General features: G+C 57.7%; 25 protein-coding genes. 10 read left to right on the top strand and 15 right to left on the bottom strand.

The genetic code is table 11. The annotated features are described in order from the left end of the window. Positions 1-175: 175 nt before the first annotated feature. Entirely contained in the window at positions 176-2,257 is a 2,082-nt protein-coding gene (gene recG / locus Q1K07_RS02960) for an ATP-dependent DNA helicase RecG (RefSeq protein ID WP_300307554.1), read from the bottom strand. Positions 2,258-2,345: 88 nt separating this feature from the next. Then, on the bottom strand, positions 2,346-3,263 hold the full coding sequence (locus Q1K07_RS02955; protein ID WP_300307551.1) for a hydrogen peroxide-inducible genes activator: 918 nt from the start codon (positions 3,261-3,263) through the stop codon (positions 2,346-2,348). 81 nt (positions 3,264-3,344) lie between these two features. Between Q1K07_RS02955 and Q1K07_RS02950 the strand changes: the two genes are divergently transcribed. After that, entirely contained in the window at positions 3,345-4,220 is an 876-nt protein-coding gene (locus Q1K07_RS02950; RefSeq protein WP_300307548.1) for an SDR family oxidoreductase, read from the top strand. Positions 4,221-4,282: 62 nt separating this feature from the next. Here Q1K07_RS02950 and thpR read toward each other — a convergent pair whose 3' ends face one another. The 5 genes from thpR to gmk all read right to left on the bottom strand — a co-directional run bounded on the left by thpR (position 4,283) and on the right by gmk (position 8,791). Then, positions 4,283-4,813, bottom strand: coding sequence for an RNA 2',3'-cyclic phosphodiesterase (gene thpR / locus Q1K07_RS02945; RefSeq protein ID WP_300307545.1), 531 nt, complete (start codon positions 4,811-4,813; stop codon positions 4,283-4,285). Between the two features lie 213 nt (positions 4,814-5,026). After that, positions 5,027-5,416, bottom strand: a complete 390-nt coding sequence (locus tag Q1K07_RS02940) for a RidA family protein (RefSeq protein WP_300307542.1) — start codon at positions 5,414-5,416, stop codon at positions 5,027-5,029. A gap of 92 nt (positions 5,417-5,508) precedes the next feature. Then, positions 5,509-7,644, bottom strand: a complete 2,136-nt coding sequence (locus Q1K07_RS02935; protein WP_300307540.1) for a RelA/SpoT family protein — start codon at positions 7,642-7,644, stop codon at positions 5,509-5,511. Between the two features lie 64 nt (positions 7,645-7,708). Then, a complete protein-coding gene (gene rpoZ, locus Q1K07_RS02930) occupies positions 7,709-7,966 on the bottom strand; it encodes a DNA-directed RNA polymerase subunit omega (RefSeq protein WP_149286848.1) in 258 nt (85 codons plus the stop codon). A gap of 207 nt (positions 7,967-8,173) precedes the next feature. After that, on the bottom strand, positions 8,174-8,791 hold the full coding sequence (gene gmk, locus Q1K07_RS02925) for a guanylate kinase (protein ID WP_300307535.1): 618 nt from the start codon (positions 8,789-8,791) through the stop codon (positions 8,174-8,176). A gap of 154 nt (positions 8,792-8,945) precedes the next feature. Between gmk and Q1K07_RS02920 the strand changes: the two genes are divergently transcribed. Genes Q1K07_RS02920 through Q1K07_RS02905 form a run of 4 tightly spaced genes read left to right on the top strand, consistent with a single transcriptional unit; the run spans position 8,946 to position 11,629 of the window. Next, positions 8,946-9,614, top strand: a complete 669-nt coding sequence (locus Q1K07_RS02920; protein WP_300307532.1) for a 1-acyl-sn-glycerol-3-phosphate acyltransferase — start codon at positions 8,946-8,948, stop codon at positions 9,612-9,614. After that, a complete protein-coding gene (locus Q1K07_RS02915; RefSeq protein WP_300307529.1) occupies positions 9,611-10,570 on the top strand; it encodes a phosphatidate cytidylyltransferase in 960 nt (319 codons plus the stop codon). The genes Q1K07_RS02920 and Q1K07_RS02915 overlap by 4 nt, the downstream gene beginning before the upstream one ends. Beyond that, positions 10,567-10,974 carry a hypothetical protein gene (locus Q1K07_RS02910; RefSeq protein WP_300307526.1) on the top strand — a complete coding sequence of 136 codons (408 nt, stop codon included), beginning with the start codon at positions 10,567-10,569 and terminating at the stop codon, positions 10,972-10,974. The genes Q1K07_RS02915 and Q1K07_RS02910 overlap by 4 nt, the downstream gene beginning before the upstream one ends. Continuing rightward, on the top strand, positions 10,961-11,629 hold the full coding sequence (locus Q1K07_RS02905) for a CDP-alcohol phosphatidyltransferase family protein (protein WP_300307523.1): 669 nt from the start codon (positions 10,961-10,963) through the stop codon (positions 11,627-11,629). The genes Q1K07_RS02910 and Q1K07_RS02905 overlap by 14 nt, the downstream gene beginning before the upstream one ends. 35 nt (positions 11,630-11,664) lie before the next feature. On the opposite strand, the gene Q1K07_RS02900 is transcribed toward Q1K07_RS02905, so the two are convergent. After that, positions 11,665-12,882, bottom strand: coding sequence for an MFS transporter (locus tag Q1K07_RS02900; protein ID WP_300307520.1), 1,218 nt, complete (start codon positions 12,880-12,882; stop codon positions 11,665-11,667). Positions 12,883-13,285: 403 nt separating this feature from the next. Here Q1K07_RS02900 and Q1K07_RS02895 point away from each other — a divergent pair, with 403 nt between their 5' ends. Both Q1K07_RS02895 and Q1K07_RS02890 read left to right on the top strand, forming a co-directional pair. Continuing rightward, complete coding sequence (locus tag Q1K07_RS02895; RefSeq protein ID WP_300307518.1) at positions 13,286-13,654, top strand: hypothetical protein; 369 nt, start codon at positions 13,286-13,288, stop codon at positions 13,652-13,654. A 25-nt stretch (positions 13,655-13,679) separates the two neighbouring features. After that, the gene (locus tag Q1K07_RS02890; RefSeq protein ID WP_300307515.1) at positions 13,680-14,621 is read left to right on the top strand and encodes a zinc metalloprotease; all 942 of its coding nucleotides are present in this window, start codon (positions 13,680-13,682) and stop codon (positions 14,619-14,621) included. Between the two features lie 36 nt (positions 14,622-14,657). On the opposite strand, the gene Q1K07_RS02885 is transcribed toward Q1K07_RS02890, so the two are convergent. The 3 genes from Q1K07_RS02885 to Q1K07_RS02875 are packed head-to-tail and all read right to left on the bottom strand — an operon-like array spanning position 14,658 to position 18,179. Beyond that, on the bottom strand, positions 14,658-15,512 hold the full coding sequence (locus Q1K07_RS02885) for a phytanoyl-CoA dioxygenase family protein (RefSeq protein WP_300307512.1): 855 nt from the start codon (positions 15,510-15,512) through the stop codon (positions 14,658-14,660). Positions 15,513-15,535: 23 nt separating this feature from the next. Beyond that, positions 15,536-16,720 carry an acetylornithine deacetylase gene (argE, locus tag Q1K07_RS02880; protein WP_300307509.1) on the bottom strand — a complete coding sequence of 395 codons (1,185 nt, stop codon included), beginning with the start codon at positions 16,718-16,720 and terminating at the stop codon, positions 15,536-15,538. A gap of 28 nt (positions 16,721-16,748) precedes the next feature. Further along, positions 16,749-18,179 carry an AbgT family transporter gene (locus Q1K07_RS02875; protein WP_300307506.1) on the bottom strand — a complete coding sequence of 477 codons (1,431 nt, stop codon included), beginning with the start codon at positions 18,177-18,179 and terminating at the stop codon, positions 16,749-16,751. A 518-nt stretch (positions 18,180-18,697) separates the two neighbouring features. Between Q1K07_RS02875 and Q1K07_RS02870 the strand changes: the two genes are divergently transcribed. Beyond that, complete coding sequence (locus Q1K07_RS02870; RefSeq protein ID WP_300307503.1) at positions 18,698-18,892, top strand: 2-hydroxymuconate tautomerase; 195 nt, start codon at positions 18,698-18,700, stop codon at positions 18,890-18,892. A 54-nt stretch (positions 18,893-18,946) separates the two neighbouring features. On the opposite strand, the gene Q1K07_RS02865 is transcribed toward Q1K07_RS02870, so the two are convergent. The 3 genes from Q1K07_RS02865 to Q1K07_RS02855 form a co-directional block, all read right to left on the bottom strand. Then, positions 18,947-20,236, bottom strand: coding sequence for an alpha/beta fold hydrolase (locus tag Q1K07_RS02865; RefSeq protein ID WP_300307501.1), 1,290 nt, complete (start codon positions 20,234-20,236; stop codon positions 18,947-18,949). 9 nt (positions 20,237-20,245) lie between these two features. After that, a complete protein-coding gene (locus Q1K07_RS02860) occupies positions 20,246-21,709 on the bottom strand; it encodes an oligopeptide:H+ symporter (protein ID WP_300307498.1) in 1,464 nt (487 codons plus the stop codon). A 278-nt stretch (positions 21,710-21,987) separates the two neighbouring features. Next, positions 21,988-22,677 (bottom strand): pirin family protein, encoded by a 690-nt coding sequence (locus Q1K07_RS02855; RefSeq protein WP_300307495.1) that lies wholly within the window; start codon positions 22,675-22,677, stop codon positions 21,988-21,990. A 115-nt stretch (positions 22,678-22,792) separates the two neighbouring features. Here Q1K07_RS02855 and Q1K07_RS02850 point away from each other — a divergent pair, with 115 nt between their 5' ends. Beyond that, a complete protein-coding gene (locus tag Q1K07_RS02850) occupies positions 22,793-23,698 on the top strand; it encodes a LysR family transcriptional regulator (RefSeq protein ID WP_300307493.1) in 906 nt (301 codons plus the stop codon). A 61-nt stretch (positions 23,699-23,759) separates the two neighbouring features. Continuing rightward, the gene (locus tag Q1K07_RS02845) at positions 23,760-24,533 is read left to right on the top strand and encodes an aspartate/glutamate racemase family protein (protein ID WP_300307490.1); all 774 of its coding nucleotides are present in this window, start codon (positions 23,760-23,762) and stop codon (positions 24,531-24,533) included. Positions 24,534-24,565: 32 nt separating this feature from the next. On the opposite strand, the gene Q1K07_RS02840 is transcribed toward Q1K07_RS02845, so the two are convergent. Continuing rightward, positions 24,566-25,486 carry a LysR family transcriptional regulator gene (locus Q1K07_RS02840; RefSeq protein ID WP_300307487.1) on the bottom strand — a complete coding sequence of 307 codons (921 nt, stop codon included), beginning with the start codon at positions 25,484-25,486 and terminating at the stop codon, positions 24,566-24,568. Positions 25,487-25,530 lie beyond the last annotated feature (44 nt).

The raw sequence follows: 25,530 nt of genomic DNA, 5'->3' as shown, positions 1-25,530 counted from the left end.
AAGGGATCAGAACTACCGACTATGCTCTGGACAGCTCGAAATTCAGGGCTCATAGTTCGCTCGCTTACCGCTTACCGCTTACCGCTTACCGCTTACCGCTTACCGCTTACCGCTTACCGCTTACCGCTTACCGCTTACCGCTTACCGCTTACCGCTTACCGCTTACCGCTTGCCTCTACACCTGACCGTAACGACCCGCTTCTTCTCCCAGCCAGCGGCGAATCAACGGCTGTCCGGCATTTGCGTCCCATGCCAGCAAGGCATCAGCCAGTGGTGTGATACGTGGTAGCAGATCGGCATCGCGCTCGAGATCGGCAATCTTCATCTGAGCAAGCCCCGTCTGACGAGTTCCCAGTACTTCACCAGGCCCGCGAATCTCCAGATCGCGCTCGGCAATACGAAAGCCGTCGGTGGTTTCACGCATGACGGCCAGGCGTTGTCTCGATGTCTGTGACAGAGGAGGATGGTAGAGCAATACGCAGAAACTTTCGGTACTTCCTCGCCCTACTCGGCCACGTAACTGATGCAATTGCGACAGACCGAGGCGCTCAGGGTTTTCGATGATCATCAAGCTGGCATTGGGGACGTCCACTCCGACCTCGATCACCGTGGTAGCGACCAGAAGATCCAGTTCCCCTGACTTGAAGGCAGCCATGGCCTCGGCTTTCTCGCTGGCTTTCATACGACCATGAACAAGACCGATGGATAGCTCCGGGAGAGCTTCGGCCAATTCCTCCCTGGTGACTTCGGCAGCCTGACAGGTCAGTACTTCGGATTCCTCGATCAGGGTGCATACCCAATAGGCTTGCCGACCTTCGGCGCATGCTGCGCGAATTCGGCGGATGACCTCTGGGCGACGCTCGTCGCTGATCACGGCGGTAGTGACAGGTGTACGCCCTGGAGGCAGTTCATCGATGACGGAGACATCCAGATCCGCGTAGGCACTCATGGCGAGCGTACGCGGGATAGGGGTGGCTGTCATGACCAGCTGGTGTGGAGTAAGACCGCCCGCTTCGCCCTTTTCTCGTAGCGATAGCCGCTGATGCACGCCAAATCGGTGCTGTTCATCGATGATGGCCAATCCAAGGCGCTGGAAGCTGACATCATCCTGAAAGATGGCGTGGGTTCCGATGATCATGCGTGCCCGACCATCGCTGATGGCGGCTTTGGTATCAAGGCGGGCCTTGCCCTTGAGCTTGCCCGAGAGCCAGGCCACATCGATATCCAGCGGCTCGAACCAGCTGCAGAAAGTGCGATAGTGCTGCTCTGCCAGCAGCTCCGTGGGAGCCATCAAGGCTGCTTGGCAGTCTCCGGCAATGGCGGTCAAGGCTGCCATTGCTGCCACCACTGTCTTACCCGAGCCGACATCGCCTTGTACCAGGCGCAGCATGGGCGCTGGGCGAGCCAGGTCCTGGCCGATTTCATCAAGCACCCGGCGCTGAGCGGTAGTCAACGAGAATGGCAACTGGGCGAGAAAGCGGGTCTTGAGACTGCGTCCGCTGGGGAGTGCTGGCGCTCCATCATGCTGAATGCGCAGGCGCACTTCTCTCAAGCTCAACTGGTGGGCAAGGAGTTCTTCCATGGCCAGTCGGCGAGAGGCTGGGTGCAAGCCCTGACTGAGAGCTTCTGCATCGCTGTCCGGTGGAGGGTGATGCAGTGTTTTGAGGCATTCCAGCAGCGGTGGCAGAGAAAAGCGCTGACGCAGATGTTCAGGAATATGGTCGGGCAAGGCATCGGGAGCCGCTTCCAGAATCTCCACTGCCTGGTCGATCAGGGCACGCAAGCGAGCCTGGTTGAGACCTTCGGTGGTGGGGTAGATGGGCGTAAGGTGGTCTTCTACCGGGGGCTCATCGTGGCCCAGAAAGCGATATTCGGGATGATAGATTTCAAGCCCTGTCGCCCCGGCGCGAGCCTCACCAAAGGCACGTACTCGTACTCCAGGCCGGAACTGCTGCTGTTGGGCGGGAGAGAAGTGAAAGAACCTCAAGCTGAGTATGCCGCTACCGTCGCGCAGGCGTACCAGCAAGCTGCGCCGCCGTCCGCGCACCACTTCGGCGGCGGCGACATCTCCTTCGATGACGGCTTCATGCCCACTACGCAAAGTGGCAATGGGGGTGATGCGAGTGCGGTCCTGATAGCGCAATGGCAAGTGGAACAGCAGGTCAGAAATGCTCGCTATCTTGAGCCGGGCAAGTTTGAGGGCCAAGGCCTCTCCGACCCCCTTCAGCGCCGTGACCGGGCTGCTCAGTTTGCTCACATGGACTCCTTGTGCATGCTTCTTGCCTTGTATGGCGTATCAGGTATTGCGTCTCAAGCGTCGCGTTTCAAACGTCGTGTTTCAAACTTCAGGCGGCCTTGGGCTCCGCTGCACGGCAGCGGGCAATGGCCTCGGTCACGGCGTCAATGGCCTTGGGCCTCGGGAAGCTGGCACGCCAGGCAATGGCAACGGTACGTCCTGGCGGGTCGATGAACGGCCGGCTGGTCAGCAAGCCATCCTCGTAGTGGCTGGTCCCGATAGCGGACTTTGGGAGTACCGTGATGCCGAGCTTCGAGGCGACCATATGGCGAATGGTCTCCAGCGATCCGCCTTCAGCAGTGAGGGTCGAGTCGGGGCTGTTGAGCTTGCGGCTGATGGCCGGGCAGGCTTCGAGTAACTGATCGCGGAAGCAGTGGCCTTCGCCCAGCAGCAAAAGACGCTCATCGAGCAGGTTTTCCTTGTCGATGACATCACGCTTGGCCCAGGGATGATCGGCCGGCATCAGTACTTCGAAGTCCTCATCGTAAAGGGACTTGGTCACGACATCTGTCTCGGTGAATGGCAGAGCCACGATGATGGCATCCAGTTCGCCGGTGCGTAGCTTCTGGCGCAGTACACCGGTGAACCCTTCTTCGATGTAGAGAGGCATCTGGGGCGCACTCCTGCTCAGTTCCGGAATCAGATGCGGGAACAGGTACGGACCAATGGTGTAGATCGCACCAATGCGCAACGGGCTAGCCAGCTGGTCACGGCCGGCAGTAGCCAGTTCCTTGATGATGCTGCTTTGTTCCAGCACGCGTTGAGCCTGTTCAACGATTTTCTCGCCTAAAGGGGTGACCTGTACCGTAGACTTGGAGCGCTCGAAGAGTGCGACATCAAGCTCTTCCTCCAGTTTTTTCACTGCAACGGAAAGCGTTGGCTGGGAAACAAAGCATCGCTCTGCGGCACGCCCGAAATGGCGCTCCTGAGCCAAGGTTACGATATAGCGGAGTTCTGTTAGAGTCATGGTGGCGCCAGGGCAATCTCAAGTTTTAGGGTTGGGGCGTCTTTTCTAATAGGGATTTTATATCAAGGGGACGAGGTACAGGTGAAGACAACGACACTGATTCTCGGCTGCGGTGATATTGGCATACAGCTGGGAAGCGAACTGCTCGAACAGGGCCACAGGGTGATTGGCGTACGTCGTCATGCCGAACGACTGGTGGATACGGGTATTGAGGGTGTGAGCCTGGACCTCAATGATCCAGTTGCCTTGGAAACTCTACCCTCTGCTGACTTCGTGGTCTATGTCGTCAGTGCCGATCATTTCGAGGAAGAGGCATATCGTGCGGCTTATCCAGATGGGCTCAAGGCAGCGCTGGCAGTGCTGGCCAAGCACAAGGCGCCACCACGCCGCGTCTTCTTCGTATCTTCAACCAGCGTCTATGCGCAACAGGACGGCGAAGTGGTGGACGAAGAGAGCCCAACGGAACCCAGCGGCTTCTCCGGGACCTTGATGCGAGAAGCCGAGCAGGCACTGCTGGAGCATTCTCTGCCCGGTACCGTCGTTCGTTTCTCGGGCATCTATGGCCCTGGCCGCGATCGCTTGATTCGCCAGGTCAGTGAAGGGCGTATCGCTCCTGCCTCTCCGACCATGTTCACCAATCGTATTCACCGTGATGACTGCTCTGGCGTACTGGCGCACTTGATTCGCAAATGTGCCGATGGAGAGAGCGTGGCGCCGCTGTATCTGGCCAGTGACACTGACCCTGCTCCTTTGCATGAAGTCATGAGCTGGCTGGCCAAGCAGTTGAAGGTCGAAACCACCGAGATCATCCAATCTCCCTTGCGGCGTCGGGCCAGCAAGCGTTGTGATTCCAGCCTGTTGATCGAGAGCGGCTACCGTTTTCGTTATCCCAACTATCGCGACGGCTATGCACAGGTGCTCAAGATGGGCGGTTTTCTCAATCCGGAGCGGGCCTGAGTTGCCACATTCACTTGCCACATTGACTCGGCTCGCGACAGGACTATCTGCGGAATGAAGGATTATCTGCGAGATAGTGTTGAAGACGCCAGGCACTGATAGTGACTGCCTGCACTTGTCAGGGTCGACTGGACCAGATGTACCTGATCGTAATGCCAGCGCAGGTCATCTTCGGGGAGGCGGGTGTCCTGTAGCACAGGTGAATGCACTTTGCGCAATAAAGAAATATGCGGCGTGAAGCGATGATGTGGCTGATGGGCGATGCCCATGCTGCTGAGCGTTCTGGATAGTCCGGCCCGCAGCTCCAACAGTGCATCGGGTGGATGCTGTGGGCCAATCCAGACAATGCCAGGTCTTGTGAACTGCCCCAGGTGATCCAGCTCGAGGCTGGAGGGAAATACTTCCAGGTTGTGCAGCCAGGTGGTGAGGCGTTCTGAGGTCTCGCTATCCTGTTCGCCGAGAAATGCCAGGGTCAGGTGGAGATTGGCGTCCGGCATGCGGCGCCCGCCCAATTCAGCCTGCAGTCTGTCCGCCAATGCTCCCAGGCGTTGGCGAAACTCAGGTGGTGGGGTTAGGGCCAGAAACAGTCGCATGGGGAATACTCGATACCCAGGAATATGACAAAGGCCTGTGCGCCGAAGGCGGCGGCGTGATGCCGCGAGCCATTCCCAACCAGCGATGGATCAACAGGAGGCTGGTTGCCGTCGGAACACAGCTGACTGAAGCCTGCATGCAAGGAGAAACTTGCATGCCTGTCAGTGAGGGCCGCGAGTACCGTCGACAGCCAGCGCTTGTCAGCGACAGAGTCAGTCGCCGAGGACCATGACCGCTTCGGCTTCCACCTGAACGCCCTTCGGCAATTCGCGGACACCCACAGCAGCACGGGCCGGATACGGTTGCTGGAAGTACTCTTCCATGATCTTGTTGACGATGGCGAATTGGCTCAGGTCGACCAGATAGAGGTTGAGCTTGACGATGTCCTGCAGAGAACCGGCGGCTTCTTCACAGACGGCCTTGAGGTTGGCGAAGACCTGGCGAGCCTGGGCTTCAAAGTCCTCGGAGACAACTTCCATGGTGGCAGGGTCGAGAGGAATCTGGCCAGACATGTACACGGTATTGCCGGCCTTCACGGCCTGGGAGTAAGGACCGATGGCGGCAGGGGCCTTGTCGGTATTGATGATGGCCTTGTTACTCATTGTTTGCTCCTTGAAGGATGCCGATGGAAATCGGCAGCGAAAAAAACATTGCCCCGGCCATCGCCACAACGATAGCCGGGGCAGTGGTTTCATCAGTTACCTAATCGAGTGATCTTGCCGATATGGGACAAGTTGCGTAGTCGCTTGATGATACGAGCCAGATGAATGCGGTCACGAACCAGAAGCGTCAGATTGACGATCGCCAAGCGTGCGTCACGCTCTTCGATACCGATTCTCTCGATGTTGGCATCGGCATCGGTGATCAAGCCTGCCAATTCGGCTACCAGGCCACGGCGGCCTTCGACTTCCAGGCGCAGGGCGACAGGGAAATCTTCGTCAATATCGTCGGACCAGCTCAAAGAGAACAGCTTTTCCGGATCGCCCTTGAGCTCTTGCAGGTTACGACATTCGGCACGATGTACCACAATCCCCTTGCCTACTGACAAGTGGCCCACCACAGGGTCGCCCGGCAAGGGGTGGCAGCAGCGAGCAAACTTGATGACCAGGCCTTCGGTACCACTGATGGTGATCGGTCCATGAACGGCTGGATGGGTAGCATCACCGTCGATGGCTTCGCCACGATGTAGCTCGACCAGATGTCGTGCAATCACATGGGTGACGCGATTACCGAGGCCGATGGCTTCCAGCAGCGTATCACTGTCCTTGAGATCCAGCTCGCTAAGCAGCTGGTCCATGGTGGCTTCGGTTATCTCTTCGAAATTGATGTCGAATTCGGCCAGGGACTTGGTCAGCAGACGCCGCCCCAACTGAACCGCCTCTGTATGCTGGCGATGCTTGAGGGCATGGCGAATGGCCGAACGTGCCTTGGCCGTGACAACGAAGTTGAGCCAGGACAGGTTGGGTTTGCCACCCGGAGAAGTGATGATTTCCAGTGTCTGGCCGCTTTCCAGGCGAGATGACAAGGGTGCCAGATGCCGATCGATGCGGCAGGCAATACAGCTATTACCGATCTCGGTATGCACGGCATAGGAGAAGTCGACCACGGTTGCGCCCTGAGGCAGCTCCATGATGTCGCCTTTTGGCGTGAACACGTAGATATCATCCGGGAAAAGGTCGTTCTTGACGTGTTCGATGAACTCCAGGGAATCGCCGGCGTGGCGCTGCATCTCGAGCAGGCCCTTGACCCATTGCCGAGCCCTGGCGCGACTGCCTTCCGCGATGGGCTTGTCAGTCTGGCCTGCCTTGTACAGCCAATGCGCGGCAATGCCGTTATTGGCCATGGCTTCCATTTCCCGCGTACGAATCTGTACCTCGATCGGCATGCCACTGGCACCAAACAGTGTGGTATGCAGGCTCTGGTAGCCGTTGGCCTTGGGAATGGCGATGTAGTCCTTGAAGCGCCCTGGTACCGGCTTGTACAGGTTGTGCACCATCCCCAGGATGCGGTAGCAGCTATCCACGTCATCAGCGATGATGCGGAAGCCAAACACATCCATGATTTCAGCAAAGGATTTGCGTTGATCGCGCATCTTGCGATAGATCGACAGCAAATGCTTCTGACGCCCGATGACCGTGCCCTTGAGCCCATGTTCATCCAGGCGTGACTGGATCGCATTCTGTACTTGGCGAATGGCCGAGCGACGATTGCCTCGGGCGCTGGCCACCGCACGTTTGATACGTTCGGCCCGCATCGGGTGAATGGCTTGAAACGACAGGTCTTCAAGCTCGACGCGGATGGTGTTGATGCCCAGGCGGCTGGCAACCCGGGCGTAGATCTCCAGGGTCTCGCGGGCGATACGACGCTTCTTGTCGGGACGCAGCGCTCCCAGCGTGCGCATGTTGTGCAAGCGGTCAGCAAGCTTGACGATGATCACGCGGATATCCCGTGACATCGCCAGCACCATCTTCTGGAAGTTCTCTGCCTGGGCGACGGCCTTGTCCTCGAAGGTGATCTGAGTCAGCTTCGAGACGCCATCGACCAGCTCTGCCACGGGTTCTCCGAACTGCTGAGACAGAGCTTCCTTGGATACTCCAGTGTCTTCGATGACGTCATGCAGCATGGCAGCCATCAGGCTCTGATGGTCCATGTGCATGTTGGCCAGAATATTGGCAACCGCCAGCGGGTGAGTCACATAGGGCTCACCAGAACGGCGCTTCTGCCCATCATGGGCCTGCTCGGCATAATAGAAGGCACGCCTGACCTGCTGAATTTCTTCGGCGGGCAGGTAGCCCCCGAGGCGGTCGGACAGATCATCGATGGTGAACATACGGCGTGCCCTGATCTAGATGAGGGTCCCTCAAGTGCTCTCACTCAAGAACAAATGGTGGACATCACTCCTCGGCGGGCGAGGCCGTATAGGCAGGGCGGAAGCTGCGTGGTGCTTCGACAGGTTCGTCGAGAACGCTGTCATCGATCAGGCCATCGGCAATTTCCCGTAGCGCCATGACCGTGGGCTTATCGTTTTCCCAAGGCAGCAGAGCATCGCGGGAGCCGCGAGACAGCTGACGTGAGCGCCGGGAGGAAATCATCACCAGCTTGAAGCGGTTTTCTACGTGTTCCAGACAATCTTCGACGGTAACTCGCGCCATGGGGCCCTTCCTGAAGTGACATGTAGTGTGTCTGGCAGGTGCCGATTTAACGAGCAACTTAACGAGCTATGCCCCGGCGGCGCGCAGCGCCCGGGGTTGCACCTGCGAAGAGACAGTCTAGATTACTTGAGTTCAGGCGGTTCTGACAAGATTCTGACGCCAGTCGACGGAGTGTTGTTCAGCACAGGTGCACTTGGAAGGAGAAGATCAGCCGGAGAGCAGGGCGTTCAGCAGTGGCTGATGGCGCAGGGCAAGGCGAGGTGTACGCAGGCGATGTGCGATGACCAGGGCCCGCAGTTCTTCCAGTGCGGTAGTGAAGTCGTCGTTGATCACCAGGTAATCATATTCGGCGTAGTGGGACATTTCGCTGACAGCTTCACGCATACGGGCCGTCACTATCTGATGGTCGTCGGTTCCCCTGCTCGACAGGCGGCGCTCCAACTCGTCCCTGGATGGGGGCAGAATGAAGATGGAGACAGCCTCGGGAACCTGTGAGCGGACCTGGCGTGCACCTTGCCAGTCAATTTCCAGGATGACATCTTGACCAGCGGCGAGCAGCTTTTCCACCGCACTGCGTGAAGTGCCATAGCAGTTGTTGAATACACGAGCATGTTCGAAGAAATCGCCCTGCTCCACCATGCTGTCAAAGGTGGTCATATCGACAAAATGGTAGTTAACTCCATCTACTTCGCCCGGGCGCATGTCACGAGTGGTATGCGAAACCGACACCTGAATGCCGTCGAGGCTTTCGATCAGCTCGCGCACCAGGCTGGTCTTGCCGGCGCCGGAGGGGGCAGAAACGATGAACAGCGTGCCTTGGGACATGATCAGGGTCCATGCTGGATGCTAGTGGTGAAGGGCGCGAAGTATCGCATAAAACCTTGAGAGACTGTAGCCAGGCTATCCTGGAGCTGGTCACAACGGACATGCTCAGAGCCCTGGCACAAGAACCAGGCCTGATATGCACAGGGAACAGCACATGAAGGGGATTCTGCAAAGATGGAGTGCGGTAGGCGTTGGAGTGCTGGTGCGTCTGCTGGCACGCCTGGTGACCGCTGCCAGGCCTGTATGGCAGGGCATTGAGCCATTGCCGAAGCAGCGAATCTATTACGCCAACCATGCGAGTCATGGGGATTTCGTGCTGATCTGGATGACCTTGCCTCCACGCATGCGAGCGCAGACTCGCCCTGTGGCTGGTGCCGACTATTGGCAGACCTCTGCTGTCCGTCGTTTCCTGATTGAAGATGTGTTCCACGCCGTATTGATTGACCGTCGTCCCGAGCAGCGCCAAGACGATCCTCTTGAGCAGATGGGAAAGGTCCTGGGAGGCGGGGATTCCTTGATACTGTTTCCAGAAGGTACGCGTAATACTGGCGATACGCCGCTGCTGCCATTCAAGTCTGGCCTTTATCGCCTCGCGAAGGCTCATCCACAGGTGGAGCTGATACCCGTGTGGATCGACAATCTCAACCGCGTATTGCCCAAGGGAGAGATAGTCCCGATTCCGTTGTTGTGCACGGTGACCTATGGCGCCCCCTTGGCACTTGAAGAAGGGGAGGACAAGACTGTCTTTCTGGCCAGAGCTGAGCGGGCATTGCTTGCGCTTTCCAATTCGTCTGATCCGAGTGCCAGGGAGGGGACCCAATGATGGGCAATGTGATTGTTCCCGCCGGGCTTGTCACCCTGCTTGGTGTGATCGTGGGCATTCTGGTGCTGGCTAGCGTGACCGGCTATGTCCTGCAGCGGCGATTCTCGCCCCAGGGTGACAATGAGGTGATCGAGAACCTCAATCAACGTATTCATTCCTGGTGGATCATGGCGATCCTGATGGGGGTGGCCTTGCTAGGAGGGCGGACGGGAGTCGTGTTGCTGTTTGCCTTTGCATCCTTCTCTGCCCTGCGTGAATTCATCAGCCTGATACCGGCGCGGCGCGCTGATCACTGGACGCTGGCCCTGGCATTTTTTGTCGTGTTGCCGGTTCAATATGTATTCATCTGGCAGCAGTACTACGGCATGTACTCGATCTTCATTCCTGTCTATGCCTTCCTGTTGTTGCCTGTGATTTCTACATTGCGCGGGGATAGCCAGGGTTATCTCGAACGTGTCAGTGAAGTGCAGTGGGCATTGATGATCTGTGTCTTTTGTGTGTCCCACGTACCGGCACTATTGAGCCTGGATATTCCGGGGTATGAGGGCCGCAATGTTCTGCTTATCGCCTTCTTGATCATGGTCGTGCAACTGAGCGATGTTCTCCAGTACGTTTGGGGCAAGCTATTGGGTAAGCGCAAGATTGCGCCCAATCTTTCGCCATCCAAGACCCTGGAAGGCTTTGCCGGTGGGGTTCTCAGTGCCACACTGGTGGGTGCTGCCCTGGCCTGGATGACCCCCTTCAGTGTGCTGCAAGCTGCGGTATTGGCACTGATGATTGCCCTGCTGGGCGTCTTCGGAGGGTTAGTGATGTCAGCGATCAAGCGAGATCGAGGCATCAAGGATTGGGGCCACCTGATCGAAGGGCATGGAGGCTTTATCGATCGTCTTGATTCTGTTGTGTTTTCTGCACCGATCTTCTTTCATGTCGTGCGTTATTTCTGGTCGATATCATGAAGGCTCGGTTCTCGAGCACGCCACTGCACATGTTGGTGGCCTTCATGGCCATGGGGGCCTGGGCGGCCTGGGCCAACCATGACCATGCAAGCGCACAGATGTGGCGGGCAGCATTGCTGCAGGGTGCGCTTTCTGCACTGCTGACGCTGTATCTCAAGCGTGTTGTCGAGGCCATCAATCAGCGTTACGAAGGTGCTATGGCACTATGGTTGCCACCTCTGGTTGCTGTGACAGGGTCGGCGGCCTTGCTGATTGCTCTACATCTGGTAGCAGGAACCCCTGCCATCGTTGCTACGGTGGCGGTGCCTCTGCTGGTATCGAGTAGCTATGTCTCCTTGTATAACCTGACGTTGGTACGAAACCAGCGTCACTCCCGGGGGAAATCCTTTGATGAAGAACGGTGATCGGCGACCACTGGCCAGTCGCGATACTTCCTGGGCTCGAGCCATCAGCCAGCGCCTCGCTCGTACATCCATTACCCCTAATCAGGTCTCGCAACTGAGCATGGTTCTGGCGACGATAGCCGGGCTGGCACTATGGATATCCCATGGTGCAGAAGGTGCCGGGAGAATCCTGTTGCTGGTGATTGCCGTACTGGGAATACAAGGGCGGCTTCTGTGCAACCTTTTCGACGGCATGATCGCCATCGAATCCGGCAAGGCTTCACCGACAGGAGCTCTGTGGAATGAAGTGCCTGACCGGGTCTCAGATGCCGTCATTCTTGTTGGTGCGGGGCTGGCCATCGGTTCTCCGGCCCTGGGTTGGACTGCCGCCGCGATGGCCATTCTGACGGCCTATGCGCGTGCTTTTGCCGACAGTCTCGGTCATCGCGGCGATTTCGGTGGTCCCATGGCCAAACCTCAACGCATGGCGGTGCTGACAGCGGCTTGCATCATTGCTGTCTTTGCGCCTATGTGGGATTGGCGTGACGAACCATTATGGCTGGCGTTATGGGTCGTCATCCTGGGCAGTGCCTTGACGTCTCTGCTGCGAGGGCGACGCCTTCATCGGCATTTGCGGCAACAAGTGGCAAGGGGCCACGATGAAGATACCGCCTGATGGCGGTATCTGAGGTGGGGAATGAATGCTACTGACTAATCAGCATTACTGTTCATTTTCAGGGCCTTGCGCCGGTCACTGCGCTTTTCCATGCGCAAGCCAATGTAGAACACCACGATTCCGCCGAGAGCCAGAGCTGCGCCGACCAGTCCACTGGATGACCAGGTGGCGCCGGCCTTGATGGTCACGCCAGCCAGGTAGGCTCCCAGTGCATTGGCGCAATTGAAGGCGGCGTGGTTCATGGAGGCAGCCATGGTCTGGGCATCTCCGGCCACATCCATCAAACGGGTCTGCAGGGCAGGGCCAAGAGCCATGCTGGTACCGACCAGGCCGACGAACAGGATGCCGGTATAGAGATTATTGGCAGCAAAATAAAAGCCTGTCTGTACGATCAGGCACCACAGCAGAATGCGTGGCACAGCCTTCATCAGGTTCTTGTCTGCGGCTCGTGCTCCGATCAGGTTGCCGAGGATGCCGCCAATACCAAAGATGGCCAATACCCATGGACCTACCACTTCAGGCATGTCGGCTTGAGCGCGCAGGGTCGGCACGACATAGCTGAAGACGGCAAACATGCCGCCGAAGCCGATACTCGCCACTCCCAGCGTAAAGAGTACACGTTGCTTGACCAGGGCAGTCAGCTCGCGCTTTGGGCTGGCCTCGACATCGTGAGGCTGGCGTGGCACGAACAGGCGGATCATGCCCATGGTGATGAAAGCGATGACCCCAACGGCATGGAAGGCGAACTGCCACCCCATCCATTGACCTGCCCAGGTGGCCAGTGGCGCACCAATCACAATCGCTGTGGTCAAGCCCAGCATGACCCGGCTGACAGCCCGTGCACGCTCTTCAATGGGGACTGCGGCAGCGGCTACCAGTGCGGCAACACCAAAATAGGCGCCATGGGGTAGTCCGGCGATAAAGCGGAGCGCGACGAAGGACCAGAAGCCTGGTGCCAGTGCGCTGGCAATGTTGCCAAGCGCAAACACCAGCATCAGGGATATCAGCAGTGTACGTCGTGGCACTCGGGCGGCGAGCGCTGAAATCAGTGGTGCACCTACCACGACACCGAGTGCATAAGCGGAAATGGCATAACCGACATCCGCAGCGCTGACGGAAAGGTCGCCTGCAACGCGCTCCATCAACCCCATGATGACGAATTCACTGGTACCAATACCAAACCCACCGAGGGCCAGGGCGAGCTCTGCCAAGCGCGGGTAGCGCGCTCGGATGGCAGTAATCTTGAACGGCATGATGACCTCCCGGCGCAGGATGGTGGCCAGAGATGATGATTGAAAGTGGTTAATTTACGACCAAAGTATAAGGCATGAAGAATGCCATTGCGAGAGATGAGCAAGAAACTTGTCGCGTTCTGCAGGCTAAAAAGCTGTAATCAGCAGTTAACAGAACGGAAGTGGCCAGTATCCGTATTTGATGTTCCGAGAAGTGCTTGGTTGGAAAAGCATGAAATATTCCGCAATAGTCATGCTGGATGCAGCAGGTTGGCAATATTAGGGGGAATCTCGCTCGAGATGAAGTGGATTTTTTCAGGCACTTTTATGCAGATACATGAGTCGCATGGAGTGAAGACCACTGGAAGCTGGCAGGAGTCACCACTGCTGAGTGAGCAAAGTTCCACTACCAGCGAGACCGAGCATGAGCAATAACCACTTTTCTCCCGAGCAACTGGCGAGACAATGGGTGGAGATTCAGGAGCAGCAGCAGCCTGGCCATTGGGTATGGCGCGAGATATCCGCCAATATCGCTCCACGACGCCAACCGCGTCGACGCCTGTACCTGAATGCCGATGGTCATGCCATGCTGCTGAAAGGGGCTCCTGACGATAGGCTTGAATGCGAGTCTGAAGGACACTGGAGCTGTGTCGGTCAGGTGCTTAGGTTGGCGTTGCCGGGATGGGAAGGTGACTACCAGATCATCCAGGCGACAGCGGATACCCTTGTACTGCAGTCACAACAACAGTCACAACAACAGTCACTCCAGCCAGGAGACGGTGGGGATCACTGAACACGCAGATCAAAGGAGGATCATCATGGCTGACAATCAGCAGACATCTTCGGCGGCAGTCTGCCGTGGCTGTGGCACTATGCAGGTACACCATCGCCTGCTCGATAGTGATCCAGATTATGTTCGGCGACAGGCACAGCTCGAGGAGCTGGCTTATCGTGCCAGGCGTACAAGTGCTCCATTACGTGAAGGGTGCACAAGGATCCCGGTGGTGGTGCATGTCGTTTACCAGACGCCTGAGCAGAACATCTCCCGTGAACAGGTTGATAGCCAGATTGCCGTGTTGAACCGGGATTTTCGCCAACAGAACCCTGATCGTGAGCAGATCCCGGAAGCTTTCACTGAACTGGCAGGTGATGCCAGGCTCCAGTTTTCCCTGGCGACGGTCGACCCTGATGGCAATCCCACCGAGGGCATTACCCGCACCCAGACATCGCATGACAGCTTCGATGTCGACGATAGCGTCAAATCCAGTGCCAGTGGTGGTCAGGATGCCTGGCCGGCGGACCGCTATCTCAATATCTGGGTCTGCCAGTTGCGCGCCGGGCTACTGGGATATGCTCAGTTCCCGGGTGGACCAGCTGCCACCGACGGCGTGGTGATCACCTATACCGCCTTTGGTACCACGGGGACTGCCAGAGCCCCTTCCAACCTTGGTCGCACGACCACCCATGAAGTTGGCCATTGGCTGAACTTGCGCCATATCTGGGGAGACGATGGAGACGGCTGTTCAGGCAGTGACTTTGTTGATGACACACCGAATCAGGCGGGGCCCAACAGTGGCAAGCCGACGTTCCCCAGCATTTCCTGCGATAACGGGCCGAATGGCGATATGTTCATGAATTTCATGGACTATGTCGATGACGATACGATGGTGATGTTTACCCGTGGGCAGGTGCAGAGAATGCACGCTGCACTTGATGGGGCTCGTAGCAGCATCGGTGAGCAGGTAGCCTGCACATCCTAGGTCGTGCAGGCCTTGGCTTTTCCTGCGCTATCCATCTCAGCCATACAGTAGAGGAAACAGCGGGTGCTCCATCGGGGCGCCCGCGGGCAATTCCTTGTCGAGCCCGGGGAAGGGCGGGGAAGTGGTCCATTGGCGTGGTGCGTGGGTCATGTCATCACCGAGCAGGCGTACGGAAAAGGCGCGACGTCGGGTGTTACCGCTCACGCCTCCGGAAGCGTGCAAGGTCAGCATGTTGAAGAATACGGCATCACCCGGCTCCAGTTCCCAACCAAGAATATCGTAACGCTCACGATTGGCCTCGATATCCGGCAGGTCGGCCAATGAGCCCTCCGGAAACCATTTGGCTTCATTGTCCATGAAGGTACGCGGCATCAGCCAGGGGCCCTTGTGTGATCCGGCCACGAATTCCAGCGTGGCTTTCCGGGAAACCGGGTCCACGGGCATCCACATGCTGACGTTCTGCTGCCCTTCCACGTTGTAGTACGGCTGATCCTGGTGCCATGGCGTGCGCTGGCGGGTGCCAGGCTCCTTGACCAGCAGATGGTCGTGGTAAAGACGCACCTGACGGCTATTCATCAGTCTTGCGCCAATTTCCCCCAATCCTGACTCGAAAATGAAACGGCGATAGGCCGGATTGTCCTGCCAATTGCAGAAATCCTCGAAGAACCAGCCAGGATCATCCGGTTGGCTGGCGACCTTGGCCCTGGGGCTGGGGTTGTTGAGATTGTGCTCGATACCTTCAGAAAGCTCGGAGAGAAGCCGAGCATCGAACAGGCCACGGATGCAGACTGCGCCATCCCGCTGAAAGGCGGCACTGATCTCCGGGGTGACTTTTTGTCCCGCACTCTCGGGCCCGAAAGAGGTGGTTGACGAGGAAAGCGTGGCAGACATGGGCGATTTCTCCGCATGAAGCACTAGTTGAATGAAGGAAGACCGGCGTGCAAATGGGTGATCAGGCGCTCGAAAAATGCCTCGCAGGCAGAGATCTGATCCAGCGTGATGTATTCATCAGGCAGGTGTGCCTGGTGAATGCTTCCGGGCCCGCAAACCACGGCGGGAATGCCCTGTTGAGCAAAAAGTCCGGCTTCGCAGCCGAAACCGAGAGGCATCGGCGTGGCATCGCCTTGGGTCAGCTCAGCGATCCAGTGCAGATAGCTGCTGCACGTCTCATTGAGCTGGGGATATTGGCCTGTGCATTCCAGCTCCAGGCTGGCCTGTCGGGCCAGAGGCTGAATATCCTCAGCCAGCCCATCAGGAAAGGCCTCTCGTACCTGGTCGAACAACTCATCAGGGCGCTGGTCGGGCAACGTGCGCATTTCGAAATCGAAGGTACAGCGATCGGGAATCTTGTTCAGCGCACTGCCACCCTGAATCAAGCCGGTATGGACGGTGGAGTAGGGAGGGTCGAAGCGTGAGTCCCGTTGGTCCAGGCGCTTCTGAATGCCAAAGCGGCGCAAGTGGGTGATGAGTTCCGCTGCCAGGTCGATGGCATTGATGCCTCGCTCCGGATATCCCGAATGACCGCCCTTCCCGATGATCGTCGCACGGGCTGCGATATGTCCCTTATGGGCATTGCCGATACGCATCTCAGTGGGTTCACCGATGATGGCGCCGCGCAGGCGCGGAGCCAGGTCTCTCAAGTGCGGCATCATCAGCGGAGCTCCCAGACAGCCGAGCTCCTCATCGAAGGACAGGGCCAATACCACACTGGAGGTCTTCAGTTGATGGTGCAAGGGGATCAGCTTGTTCAGAGCGATACCGATGAACCCCTTCATGTCTGCACTGCCTCGACCGTACAGGCGGCCATCGAGACGGCGGGCCTCGAAAGGAGCTGTGACAGTCCACTGCGCACTATCAGCAGGTACCACATCCGTGTGACCCGAGACGATGATGGCGGGGGTATCCCGAGGGCCTATCTCGGCAATCAGATTGGCCTTGGTGCCTGCCTCGTTATGCACCAGGGTGCAAGGGATGTCTTCTGCCTCCAGCATGGTCTTTATATCGTCAATCAGCTCAAGATTGCTGAGACTGCTGGTGGTATCGAAGGCGATCAGCCTTTCTATCATCGCCAGGCTTTCTTCTGTTGGCATCGCGACCATGCAAAGCTCCATCATGAATGAGGGTGGTTCAGGCCGCAGGCCATACGAACTGGTTGGCAATCAGTACCAGTACGGCACAGGTACCATAGAGAACAACGATCAATGGCAACATGAAACGCATCCACCGGCTCCAGGGAATACCGGCAATGGCCAGCCCCGCCATCAACCAGCCAGCAGTAGGCGTGAAGGCATTGGAGATGCCATCGCCGAACTGGAAGGCCAGCACTGCCACCTGACGGTTGACGTCCGCGAGATCTGCCAAGGGAACCATGACCGGCATGGTCAGCGCTGCCTGGCCACTACCGGAAGTGACAATAAAGTTCATCAGGCTTTGGGCGGCGAACATGCCGAGTGACGCCAACGTGGAAGATGCGCCGCTGACGATATCCGAGAGGAAGTGAATGATGGTGTCGATGGTCTGGCTTTCCTGCACGATCACCACGATGGTGTAGGCAAGGCCTACTGCCAGAGCACCTTCCATCATGTCCTTGCAGCCATTGGAGAAGGCTCGGGCGATGTCGTTGGCCCTCATGCCGCCAAGGATGCCTGTGACGATGCCCAGCAGGAAGAACATGCCTGCCATTTCCTTGAGGTACCAGCCGAGCGTGCTGGAACCATAGATCACGACAGCCAGGGAAATAGCGAAGGCAGCGAGAATCCACAGATGCCGACGATTGAGCTCAGCGGTGACAGGAGCGTCGCCGCCATCCGCAGGCGCGGTGTCATGGACGATGTCATGAACATGACTACGTAGCGGGTTGGCCTGCACACGGCGGGCATAGAGCATCACATAACCTGCGCTGAGACTGACCAGTATCACCCAGCACAGAATTCGAAAGGGCATGCCAGAGAACAGCGGCAGCCCGGCAATGGTCTGGGCAACCCCGACGTTGAAGGGGTTGAGGAAAGAGCCGGTATAGCCGATGGCAGTGCCGATCAGGGGAATGGCGGCGGCAACGATGGCGTCGTAGCCAGCCCGGCGTACCAGCGGCAAGAGGATGAAGATGTAGATGATGCTGCCTTCGATCATGCCGTAGGTGGCGGAGCAAGTGGCGAAGAACACCATCATGATCGGGATGATCAGAATCTCGCGACCGGCAAGCTTGCGCAGAATCAAGGCAACAAGGCCTTCAATGGCGCGGGTCTGGCGTAAGACCCCGAAGGTGCCGCCAATGATGATCAGGTAGAAGATGATCGAGGAACCAGCGCTCATGCCCTGGAACAAGGCATTGAAGAAGTCGAGCAGGCCAATGGGTGTGCTGTCCATCAACTGGTAGGTCCCATCGACGATGACGCTACGTCCCTGCTCGTTGGTCGTGCGCTCATAGGCGCCACTGGGAATCAGATAGGTGGCCAGGGTCGCCAAGATGGCAAGAAAGAACAGAATGACAAAGGGATGCGGAAGCTCGCGACGTGGCGCATCGCTGGTTGCCGATGACATGGCGCTGGTTTTCTTCATTGTTGCGTCCACTGTGTGATGGTTCGTTGTGATTATTGAGTTTTATGTATAGACATTATTTTGCGAGGTTGCATCACCTTTAGTGCAAGGCAGAAACTATCGGATTTACCGGGAGTATGACCATCCTATTGTTAATTGATTGATTATTTAGGTTTTATTCTTATCTCCTCAAGGTGCTTTCTTTCAAAACACTCTGAATGTGGCGAACATAGCAGAGTAAGGTGAGGGGAAATGTATGTACATTTTGGCGATTGATAGACGCTGGAGATTGATAGACGCTGTCCTGGCCTTCTCGAGACGTACTTTGCCATCATACATGTGCTTAAGAGCCTTCAGATATATGCGTCACCAACACAAACTGTGCTGTATCGAGCCTTGGTGCCTCTATAAAAAGCATCTCTAAGAAGTACCTCTAAGAAGTGTCTCTGGAAGTATCTCTGGGTGAGGTAACATCGGCTGACGCAATGCCAGAAGCTTCATGACGACTGGTCTTACATTGAATGATCAAGGGTAAAAACATGCCAATCATCAACATCAATATTCTCAAAGGCCGCAGTGACGAGCAGAAGGAGGCCCTGATTCATGAGCTCACGGAAGCCTGCCAGCGAGCTCTCGGTTCATCTAAGGAAAGTGTGCATGTCATCATCAGTGAAATGGACAAGCAGCATTACGGCGCAGGTGGTGTGTCGTACAAGAAGAAAACGGACGGATGACGTATTTGAAATCTCGCAGTTGAGATGAAACCAGTTGTCATCCGCCAGCTCTTTTCATGATGCATTTGCGATGAGTTCGCAAAGTCTCTTGAACACGCCGGCATCCTGACGCAGGCCGTCATGTTCGTACTCGTTGGTGATCCAGTAGCGCAGGTTGCCGATCGCTTCGGCACTGGCCACCGACAGCCTTGCATCCACGTACATGTCATCGAAGTAGATCAGGGCCGCGACCGGGACCTGGTTATTTGCCAGCCGCTCGGGATCGTAGAAGGGCCGGGACAGACGCCTCTGGGCGAGGCAATGCACCGCATCCCGGAACGGTTTGAGGACATGGATCTCGTCGAACATCCATGGATAGATCATCTCGCCGGTCAACTGCAGTGGCCGGTGCGACTCCGCGAACTCGGAGTGTTGCTCCCGTTGGCGTTGTGCCGCCCAGTCGCAGGAAGACTCGGGAGTCGCGTAGATATGCTCGTGGATGGCGGCATAGAGCGGATTCTCATCGAATCCTGTGTGGTTCATCACCTCCACCAGGAAATGATGATTGAGCGCCTGCTGGCTGTCATCGGTGAAGGCTTCTTCCAACAGCCAGTGAAGGCGTTCGGCACCATCTCCCATGCCCAGCAGCATTCCCAGTGTCTGGAAGCGCCTGATGGTTAGAAGGTCGCCATTGGGTAGACGTGGCTGATGCTGCTGGATGAAATCGGCAATAGCATCCAGCTTGTGGCCGTCCTCCGGGAAGCGGGCGCGAAATGCCGACATCTTGCGCAGCACTCGCTGGTAGGTGAGGCGATAGACCTCATCGGCATCCGGTGTGAGGCTCGGAATACCACCGGTGACCAGACACTTCTCCAGGCCTTGCGGTGCCCAGGACAGATAGCTGAGCGTGAGAAAGCCGCCATAGCTCTGCCCCAGCGTGTGCCAGCTCACACCACCATAGACCTCGTTCCGAATGTGTTCGAGGTCGGCGATGATGGCATGGGTATCGAAGCAGGCCAGGTAGTCGGCCCCGGCCTCGGGGCTGTCGAAGGCTGCCATGGTGGCAGCCGTGATCCGAGAACTGCGACCAGTGCCGCGCTGATCAGGCAGTATCACCCGGAAGTGCTTGACCGCTTCCAGCAGCCAGCCGGGCCCATTCTCGGAAGGGCGGGGTGACTTGCCTCCAGGGCCGCCCTGGAGGTAGACCAGCAACGGCAGATCCGCATCACGCTGATTGATGTGACAGACCTCGCGGAAGAATACCTCGATGGTCTTGCCACTCTCCGGCCGTGACCAGTCCAGAGGGACCTCGATACGATGATCGACGAGATGCAGGCCGGGGAGGTGGTGATCCTGGAGTCGCATGATGTGTCCTTATTCCGTACCGCGAGAGGCCCGCTTGATGAACGGCAGGCACAGCATCAGCAATACCGCCGTGACGATACCGAGTCCAGCCATGGCGATGAAGTAGTTCACTTCATTGGCTTCAGTGTAGAAGGCGCCCAGTGAGCCACCAGCGGCGAAACCCAACGCCAGAGACATGAAGAACAGCGCCATCATCTGGGTCTGGAAGGCAGCTGGCGCCAGACGAGTGGTCACCGACAGCCCGATGGGAGACAGGCACAGCTCGGAGGCAGTGAAGCCCAGCAACAGCAATACCAGCATGAATAACGGCATGGCGGCACCTTCGGCGCCCAGGTAGGGCAGGTAGCCGAGGAACGTCAGGCCGATGACGAACATGGCGATGACGAACTTGCTGGCTGAGCTGGGCTGGCGCTTGCCGAGAGTGGTCCACAGCCAGGCGAAGACACCGGAGAGGACGATCACGGTCAACGCCTGGGCAGAGACCAGCCAGCCGACAGGCACTTCCCAGCCGAACACGCTGCGGTCCACACGCTGGTCGAAGAAGGCGGTAATGACGGTATAGGACTGGCTGTACAGGGCCCAGTAGGCGCCGCTGGTCAGAAACAGCGGAATGAATGCCAGTACGCGACGACGCTCCTCGGCATTGATGCGGGGCGAGCTGAGGATGATGGCGAAATAGGCGACGGCGGCGATGGCGATGACCACCAGCAGTACGTCAGACAGGTTGTCGGCGCGCACCCAGCCCAGCGCAACAGCCCCCAACAGCGCGCCGACCAGGGCGATAACGGCCAGACCATAATACTTGAGCCTTCCGGCTTCCAGCGGGTTGGGAGCAGTCTTCTGTGACGCCGGTAGCTGCTTGCGCCCGAAGGCATACTGGGTCAGACCAAGCGCCATGCCGATGGCGGCGATGCCGAAGCCATAGTGGAACCCGGCGTTCTGTTGCAGCAGTCCTGTCAGCAGCGGGCCGACAAAGCCCCCGACGTTGATACCCAGATAGAAGATCGAGAAACCGGCGTCGCGGCGATCGCTGCCAGGTTCGTACAATGCCCCCACCAGTGAGGAGCAGGTGGCCTTGACCCCACCGCTGCCCAACGCCACGCAGATCAAGCCAGCGGTAACGCCATGTACGCCAGGCAGAACCGCCAGCGCAATGTGGCCCAGCATGACCACAAGGCCGGAATAGAACAGGGTGCGCTCTGCACCAAAGATTCGGTCAGCGAACCAGCCGCCGAGGATCGAGGCCAGATAGACACCGCTGCCGTAGGCACCGACGATGCCTATGGCGACCGGCTGGCTGATGCCCAGGCCCCCACGACTGACTTCGTAGTAGAGATAGATCAGCAGGATGGCCTGCATGCCGTAGAAGGAGAAGCGTTCCCAGATCTCCATGCCGAACAGCGTGGCAAGGGATCGTGGGTGGCCGAAGAACTGCTTCTCCGGGGCGGATCGTGAGACGTTTTCGGTCGTCATCGTGTTTGCCTCAATACTGCGCCGAATAGGGCTATGTCGAATAAGAGCTGTGTCGAACAAGGGCGCCGCAGTCCATCGCGGCGAGTGGCAGCACCCTACCAGCTTCAAATGTGCAGGCAAAATGATTGTCCGCTAAAGGCAAACATCTGTATGAAATGTGTCAGTGATATATCTCCTGCCAAAGCACAGCAAAGACAAAGCACAGCAAAGAACAGGGCCGGGGTATCCCCGGCCCTGTTTGGCTTTTACTCACATTGACTTTTACTCACATGAAATAGCTACGCCAGGTCGAACAGCAGGACTTCGGCATTGTCCTTGCCAGTCACCTCGATGGCCTCACCGGGCTCGAAGGCAGCGGCATCCCCTGCACTGAGCCGTTGGCCGTTGACCTCTGCCTCACCCCGGGCAATATGCAGCCAGGCATGACGCAGCGTCGGTATTTCCGCCTTTTCGCCCGCATCGAAGATGCCTGCGTAGAGATTGATGTCCTGGTTGATGCTGACCGATCCATCACGCCCATCCTCAGACACCAACAAACGCCAGTTACCCTGACGCTCTGCGACAGGAAAGGTCTTCTGCTCATAACCCGGAGCGATGTCGAGTGCCTTCGGTTCGATCCAGATCTGCAGGAAATGCAGACCCTGATCGTCCGAGTGGTTGAACTCGCTATGCACCACACCGGTACCTGCCGACATGCGCTGGACATCGCCTGGTTGCATGGTGGCGCCGTTGCCCATGCTGTCCTTGTGAGCCATTTCACCTTCCAGCACGTAGGAGATGATCTCCATGTTCTGGTGCGGATGAGCGCCAAAGCCATGGCCTCCCTTGACCCGATCCTCGTTGATCACGCGCAGCTTGCGGAAGCCCATATGCTGCGGATCGTAGTAGTTGGCAAAGGAGAATGTATGGAAAGAACGCAGCCAGCCGTGGTCGGCATAACCGCGTTCGTTGGCACGACGAAGCATCATGGTGAACCTCCTCGTTGGATGTTCTTCAGTGTTGAAGCAAGCTTACCGAAGGCCAGTAGAGGAATGGTTGAAGGTTTTAGCGCATGATGAACGGAAAATCCGATGGATGAACCCCATGACCAACAGGATTCCCCGGATCAGCCTCGAACAGTGGGCTGCGCTTCAGGCTGTCGTTGATGAAGGTAGTTTTGCCCAGGCGGCGGAGGCGCTGAACAAGAGCCAGTCTTCGGTAAGCTATGCATTGAAGGGCATGCAGGAGCAACTGCCTGTCGAGATATTGACCATGCGTGGGCGCAAGGCCGAGTTGTCTCCTGCGGGAGAGGTGTTGCTGCGTCGTGCGCGAGTACTGATCGACGAAGCGCTCGCTCTGGAGCGGCTGGCGCACGATCTGGCAGAAGGCTGGGAAACCGAAGTGCGCTTGGCGGTGGAGATCATTTTTCCTCCGGTATTGCTCAGTCGCGCCCTGGCCGCCTTTGTTCCTGAAAGCCGCTCCACCCGAGTGCAACTGATTGAATCGGTGCTTTCCGGTACCCATGAGGCCCTGTTCAATGGCGAGGCTGACCTGATCATTACCAATCGTTTGCCGCCGGGCTATCTGGGGCAATCTCTGTTGGAAGTGGAATTCATCGCCGTGGCCCATCCTGACCACCCTCTGCACCAACTGGGGCGGGAACTGACGCCAGATGACCTACGTGAGCATCGCCAGTTCGTAGTGCGTGATACTGGCATCAAGCGTCGTCAGGATGCCGGCTGGCTGGTGGCCGAGCAGCGCTGGACGGTATCCCACCTCAGGACTTCCATTCAGTTCGTCAAGGATGGTCTGGGCTTCGCCTGGCTACCCAGCGAACATATTCAGGAAGAGCTCGAAGCTGGGACCCTCAAGCCGCTATGCTTGAACGAAGGTGGCCGTCGGCACGAGGAACTGTTCCTGGTCTATGCCAGGCGTGATGATGCGGGCCCGGCCACCCAGGCTCTGGCTGCTGCACTGCATAGCGTATGCCGGCGCATTTCTCGAACATAATGACAATAAATGGAGTATCCCCGTGATGCCCAGACAGTTCTTCTCCAGTATGTGTAGTGCCATGATGCGCAACGTATTCACCAGTGGTGGCCTGTTTGGCGTATGTCTTCTGTCCAGTATCGCCCTGGCGTCCGATGATCCAACACTGCCTCTGAGCAATGACGATAGCTTGCCCTCGATTGTCCTGATCAATCCCAATTCGAACGCCGAGGCGACTCACTCGATGGCCAACCTGGCCCGTCATGAAACCATCGGTGTGGCCAATGTGATCGAACGCAGCAATAGCTCGGCTCCCCCCTTGCTGACGACACCGGAAGACATGACCAGGGCAGCATCAGGTGTCGTTGCCATTGGCGTTGAAGCTGCCAAGGATGAAAGAGTGGCCGCCATCATCGTCTCGGCCTTCAGTGACCCCGGACTCGAAGCATTGAGAGAGGCTGTCGATATCCCCGTATTTGGCATTGGCGAAGAAGTCTTTCATGAGGCTGCCCGTGGTGGGCGTGCATTCGGCATCGTGACGGTTACCCCGGATCAGGGATTGATCGAATCCTTCCGCCAGAAAGCGGCCGACCTCGGTTATGCGGACCTTTATCTCGGTACCCGGGTAACACCGGGCGACCCTACACAACTGGTGCAATCTCCAGAGGCACTTGATGCAGCCCTGGCCGAGGCGGTTCAGATCTCCATTGATGAGGATGGCGCCGAGGCCGTGATCATGGGCGGAGGACCTCTTTCCGCCTCGGCTCTCCGCCTGCAACCACGCTTCGAGGTGCCATTGGTCGTGGCAGTCAGTGCCGCCGCACGTGCTGCTGTAGCTGCGATTCAGGGCCAGTAGTGCCAGAACGCCACTCGCATGTCACCTCCCGCTCATGCATTTCCCTGGCGAGCCACAAAGAAAGGCTGGGTAAAGTCGGCAGCTTCTGTCAGGCACTGGGCCAGCATTTCCATCAGCTTGAGACGCGAACCATCGCGAAATACGGCGTAGTAGCCCAGAGAGGGGAACGATGGCGCCGTGTCGATGACTTCCAATGAGTTGCCTCTCGTCAGGTGTTCCACACACCGGTGAGGCAGCACACTGATACCCTGGCCTGCACTGATCAGGCCCACCAATGCCAGCAGGTTGTCGGCGGTCAGGCTGGGGCCAGCGGCACCCTGCTGATGCAGCCAGTGATTGACATGCTGGGCATAGCCAGAGCGCTTGCCTTGCCCTACCAGCGGGTAGCGCTCCAGAGTTCGCAAGCTGACCGGGCGTGCATCGGTAACCAGCCCTTGGCGTGCCATGAACGCCATTTCCACCTCTCCCACCAGTCGCGACACGATACCTGGCTGGGCAAAGGCATCGGGTGCCGAGGGAATGACGACTAGATCCTGCTCTCCGTCCTGAAATTGCTGATACAGGGTTCGGCTCATGTCGATGGTGATATCCAGGCGTATGTCGGGGCGTTCCTGAGTGAAGGAGCCGAGAAAGCCGGGTAGCCAGGTCAGTGCGGTGAGGTCGGTCAACCCCAGCCTGATACGGCGTAATTGTGTCGGCTGACGCTTGAGTTCGAGGATGCGCTGAGCCTGTTGGACTGTGGCCTGGGCATGCTCGAGCAGGCGTTCGCCATCCTCGGTCAACTGTGCTCCTCTCCGTGACCGGTCGAACAGGATCATTCCAGTAGTGTCCTCAAGCTCTCCAATGCGCTTGGAAATGGTCGAAGGGGTGGTGTTGAGCCGTTGCGCGGCTCGCTCGAAGGTACCCAGCTCGACGATCTGCACGAAGCTTTCCAGTTGCTTCAGAGTCAGCATGAAACACCTTTGATGAATTTATCGAATGTATGTAGGTGAAATTA

The organism is Halomonas sp., assembly GCF_029263665.1.
GTDB lineage: Bacteria > Pseudomonadota > Gammaproteobacteria > Pseudomonadales > Halomonadaceae > Halomonas.
The sequence above is the reverse complement of the archived record's forward strand: the minus strand, read 5'-3'. Positions and strand labels throughout refer to the sequence as shown.

What these genes read in the sequence shown, in the direction of transcription:
- Q1K07_RS02955 (WP_300307551.1), bottom strand. Translation starts at nt 3,263, where the DNA reads ATGACTCTAACAGAACTCCGCTATATCGTAACCTTGGCTCAGGAGCGC.
- thpR (WP_300307545.1), bottom strand. Translation starts at nt 4,813, where the DNA reads ATGCGACTGTTTCTGGCCCTAACCCCACCACCTGAGTTTCGCCAACGC.
- Q1K07_RS02940 (WP_300307542.1), bottom strand. Translation starts at nt 5,416, where the DNA reads ATGAGTAACAAGGCCATCATCAATACCGACAAGGCCCCTGCCGCCATC.
- Q1K07_RS02935 (WP_300307540.1), bottom strand. Translation starts at nt 7,644, where the DNA reads ATGTTCACCATCGATGATCTGTCCGACCGCCTCGGGGGCTACCTGCCC.
- rpoZ (WP_149286848.1), bottom strand. Translation starts at nt 7,966, where the DNA reads ATGGCGCGAGTTACCGTCGAAGATTGTCTGGAACACGTAGAAAACCGC.
- gmk (WP_300307535.1), bottom strand. Translation starts at nt 8,791, where the DNA reads ATGTCCCAAGGCACGCTGTTCATCGTTTCTGCCCCCTCCGGCGCCGGC.
- Q1K07_RS02920 (WP_300307532.1), top strand. Translation starts at nt 8,946, where the DNA reads ATGAAGGGGATTCTGCAAAGATGGAGTGCGGTAGGCGTTGGAGTGCTG.
- Q1K07_RS02915 (WP_300307529.1), top strand. Translation starts at nt 9,611, where the DNA reads ATGATGGGCAATGTGATTGTTCCCGCCGGGCTTGTCACCCTGCTTGGT.
- Q1K07_RS02910 (WP_300307526.1), top strand. Translation starts at nt 10,567, where the DNA reads ATGAAGGCTCGGTTCTCGAGCACGCCACTGCACATGTTGGTGGCCTTC.
- Q1K07_RS02905 (WP_300307523.1), top strand. Translation starts at nt 10,961, where the DNA reads ATGAAGAACGGTGATCGGCGACCACTGGCCAGTCGCGATACTTCCTGG.
- Q1K07_RS02900 (WP_300307520.1), bottom strand. Translation starts at nt 12,882, where the DNA reads ATGCCGTTCAAGATTACTGCCATCCGAGCGCGCTACCCGCGCTTGGCA.
- Q1K07_RS02895 (WP_300307518.1), top strand. Translation starts at nt 13,286, where the DNA reads ATGAGCAATAACCACTTTTCTCCCGAGCAACTGGCGAGACAATGGGTG.
- Q1K07_RS02890 (WP_300307515.1), top strand. Translation starts at nt 13,680, where the DNA reads ATGGCTGACAATCAGCAGACATCTTCGGCGGCAGTCTGCCGTGGCTGT.
- Q1K07_RS02885 (WP_300307512.1), bottom strand. Translation starts at nt 15,512, where the DNA reads ATGTCTGCCACGCTTTCCTCGTCAACCACCTCTTTCGGGCCCGAGAGT.
- argE (WP_300307509.1), bottom strand. Translation starts at nt 16,720, where the DNA reads ATGGTCGCGATGCCAACAGAAGAAAGCCTGGCGATGATAGAAAGGCTG.
- Q1K07_RS02875 (WP_300307506.1), bottom strand. Translation starts at nt 18,179, where the DNA reads ATGAAGAAAACCAGCGCCATGTCATCGGCAACCAGCGATGCGCCACGT.
- Q1K07_RS02870 (WP_300307503.1), top strand. Translation starts at nt 18,698, where the DNA reads ATGCCAATCATCAACATCAATATTCTCAAAGGCCGCAGTGACGAGCAG.
- Q1K07_RS02865 (WP_300307501.1), bottom strand. Translation starts at nt 20,236, where the DNA reads ATGCGACTCCAGGATCACCACCTCCCCGGCCTGCATCTCGTCGATCAT.
- Q1K07_RS02860 (WP_300307498.1), bottom strand. Translation starts at nt 21,709, where the DNA reads ATGACGACCGAAAACGTCTCACGATCCGCCCCGGAGAAGCAGTTCTTC.
- Q1K07_RS02855 (WP_300307495.1), bottom strand. Translation starts at nt 22,677, where the DNA reads ATGATGCTTCGTCGTGCCAACGAACGCGGTTATGCCGACCACGGCTGG.
- Q1K07_RS02850 (WP_300307493.1), top strand. Translation starts at nt 22,793, where the DNA reads ATGACCAACAGGATTCCCCGGATCAGCCTCGAACAGTGGGCTGCGCTT.
- Q1K07_RS02845 (WP_300307490.1), top strand. Translation starts at nt 23,760, where the DNA reads ATGATGCGCAACGTATTCACCAGTGGTGGCCTGTTTGGCGTATGTCTT.
- Q1K07_RS02840 (WP_300307487.1), bottom strand. Translation starts at nt 25,486, where the DNA reads ATGCTGACTCTGAAGCAACTGGAAAGCTTCGTGCAGATCGTCGAGCTG.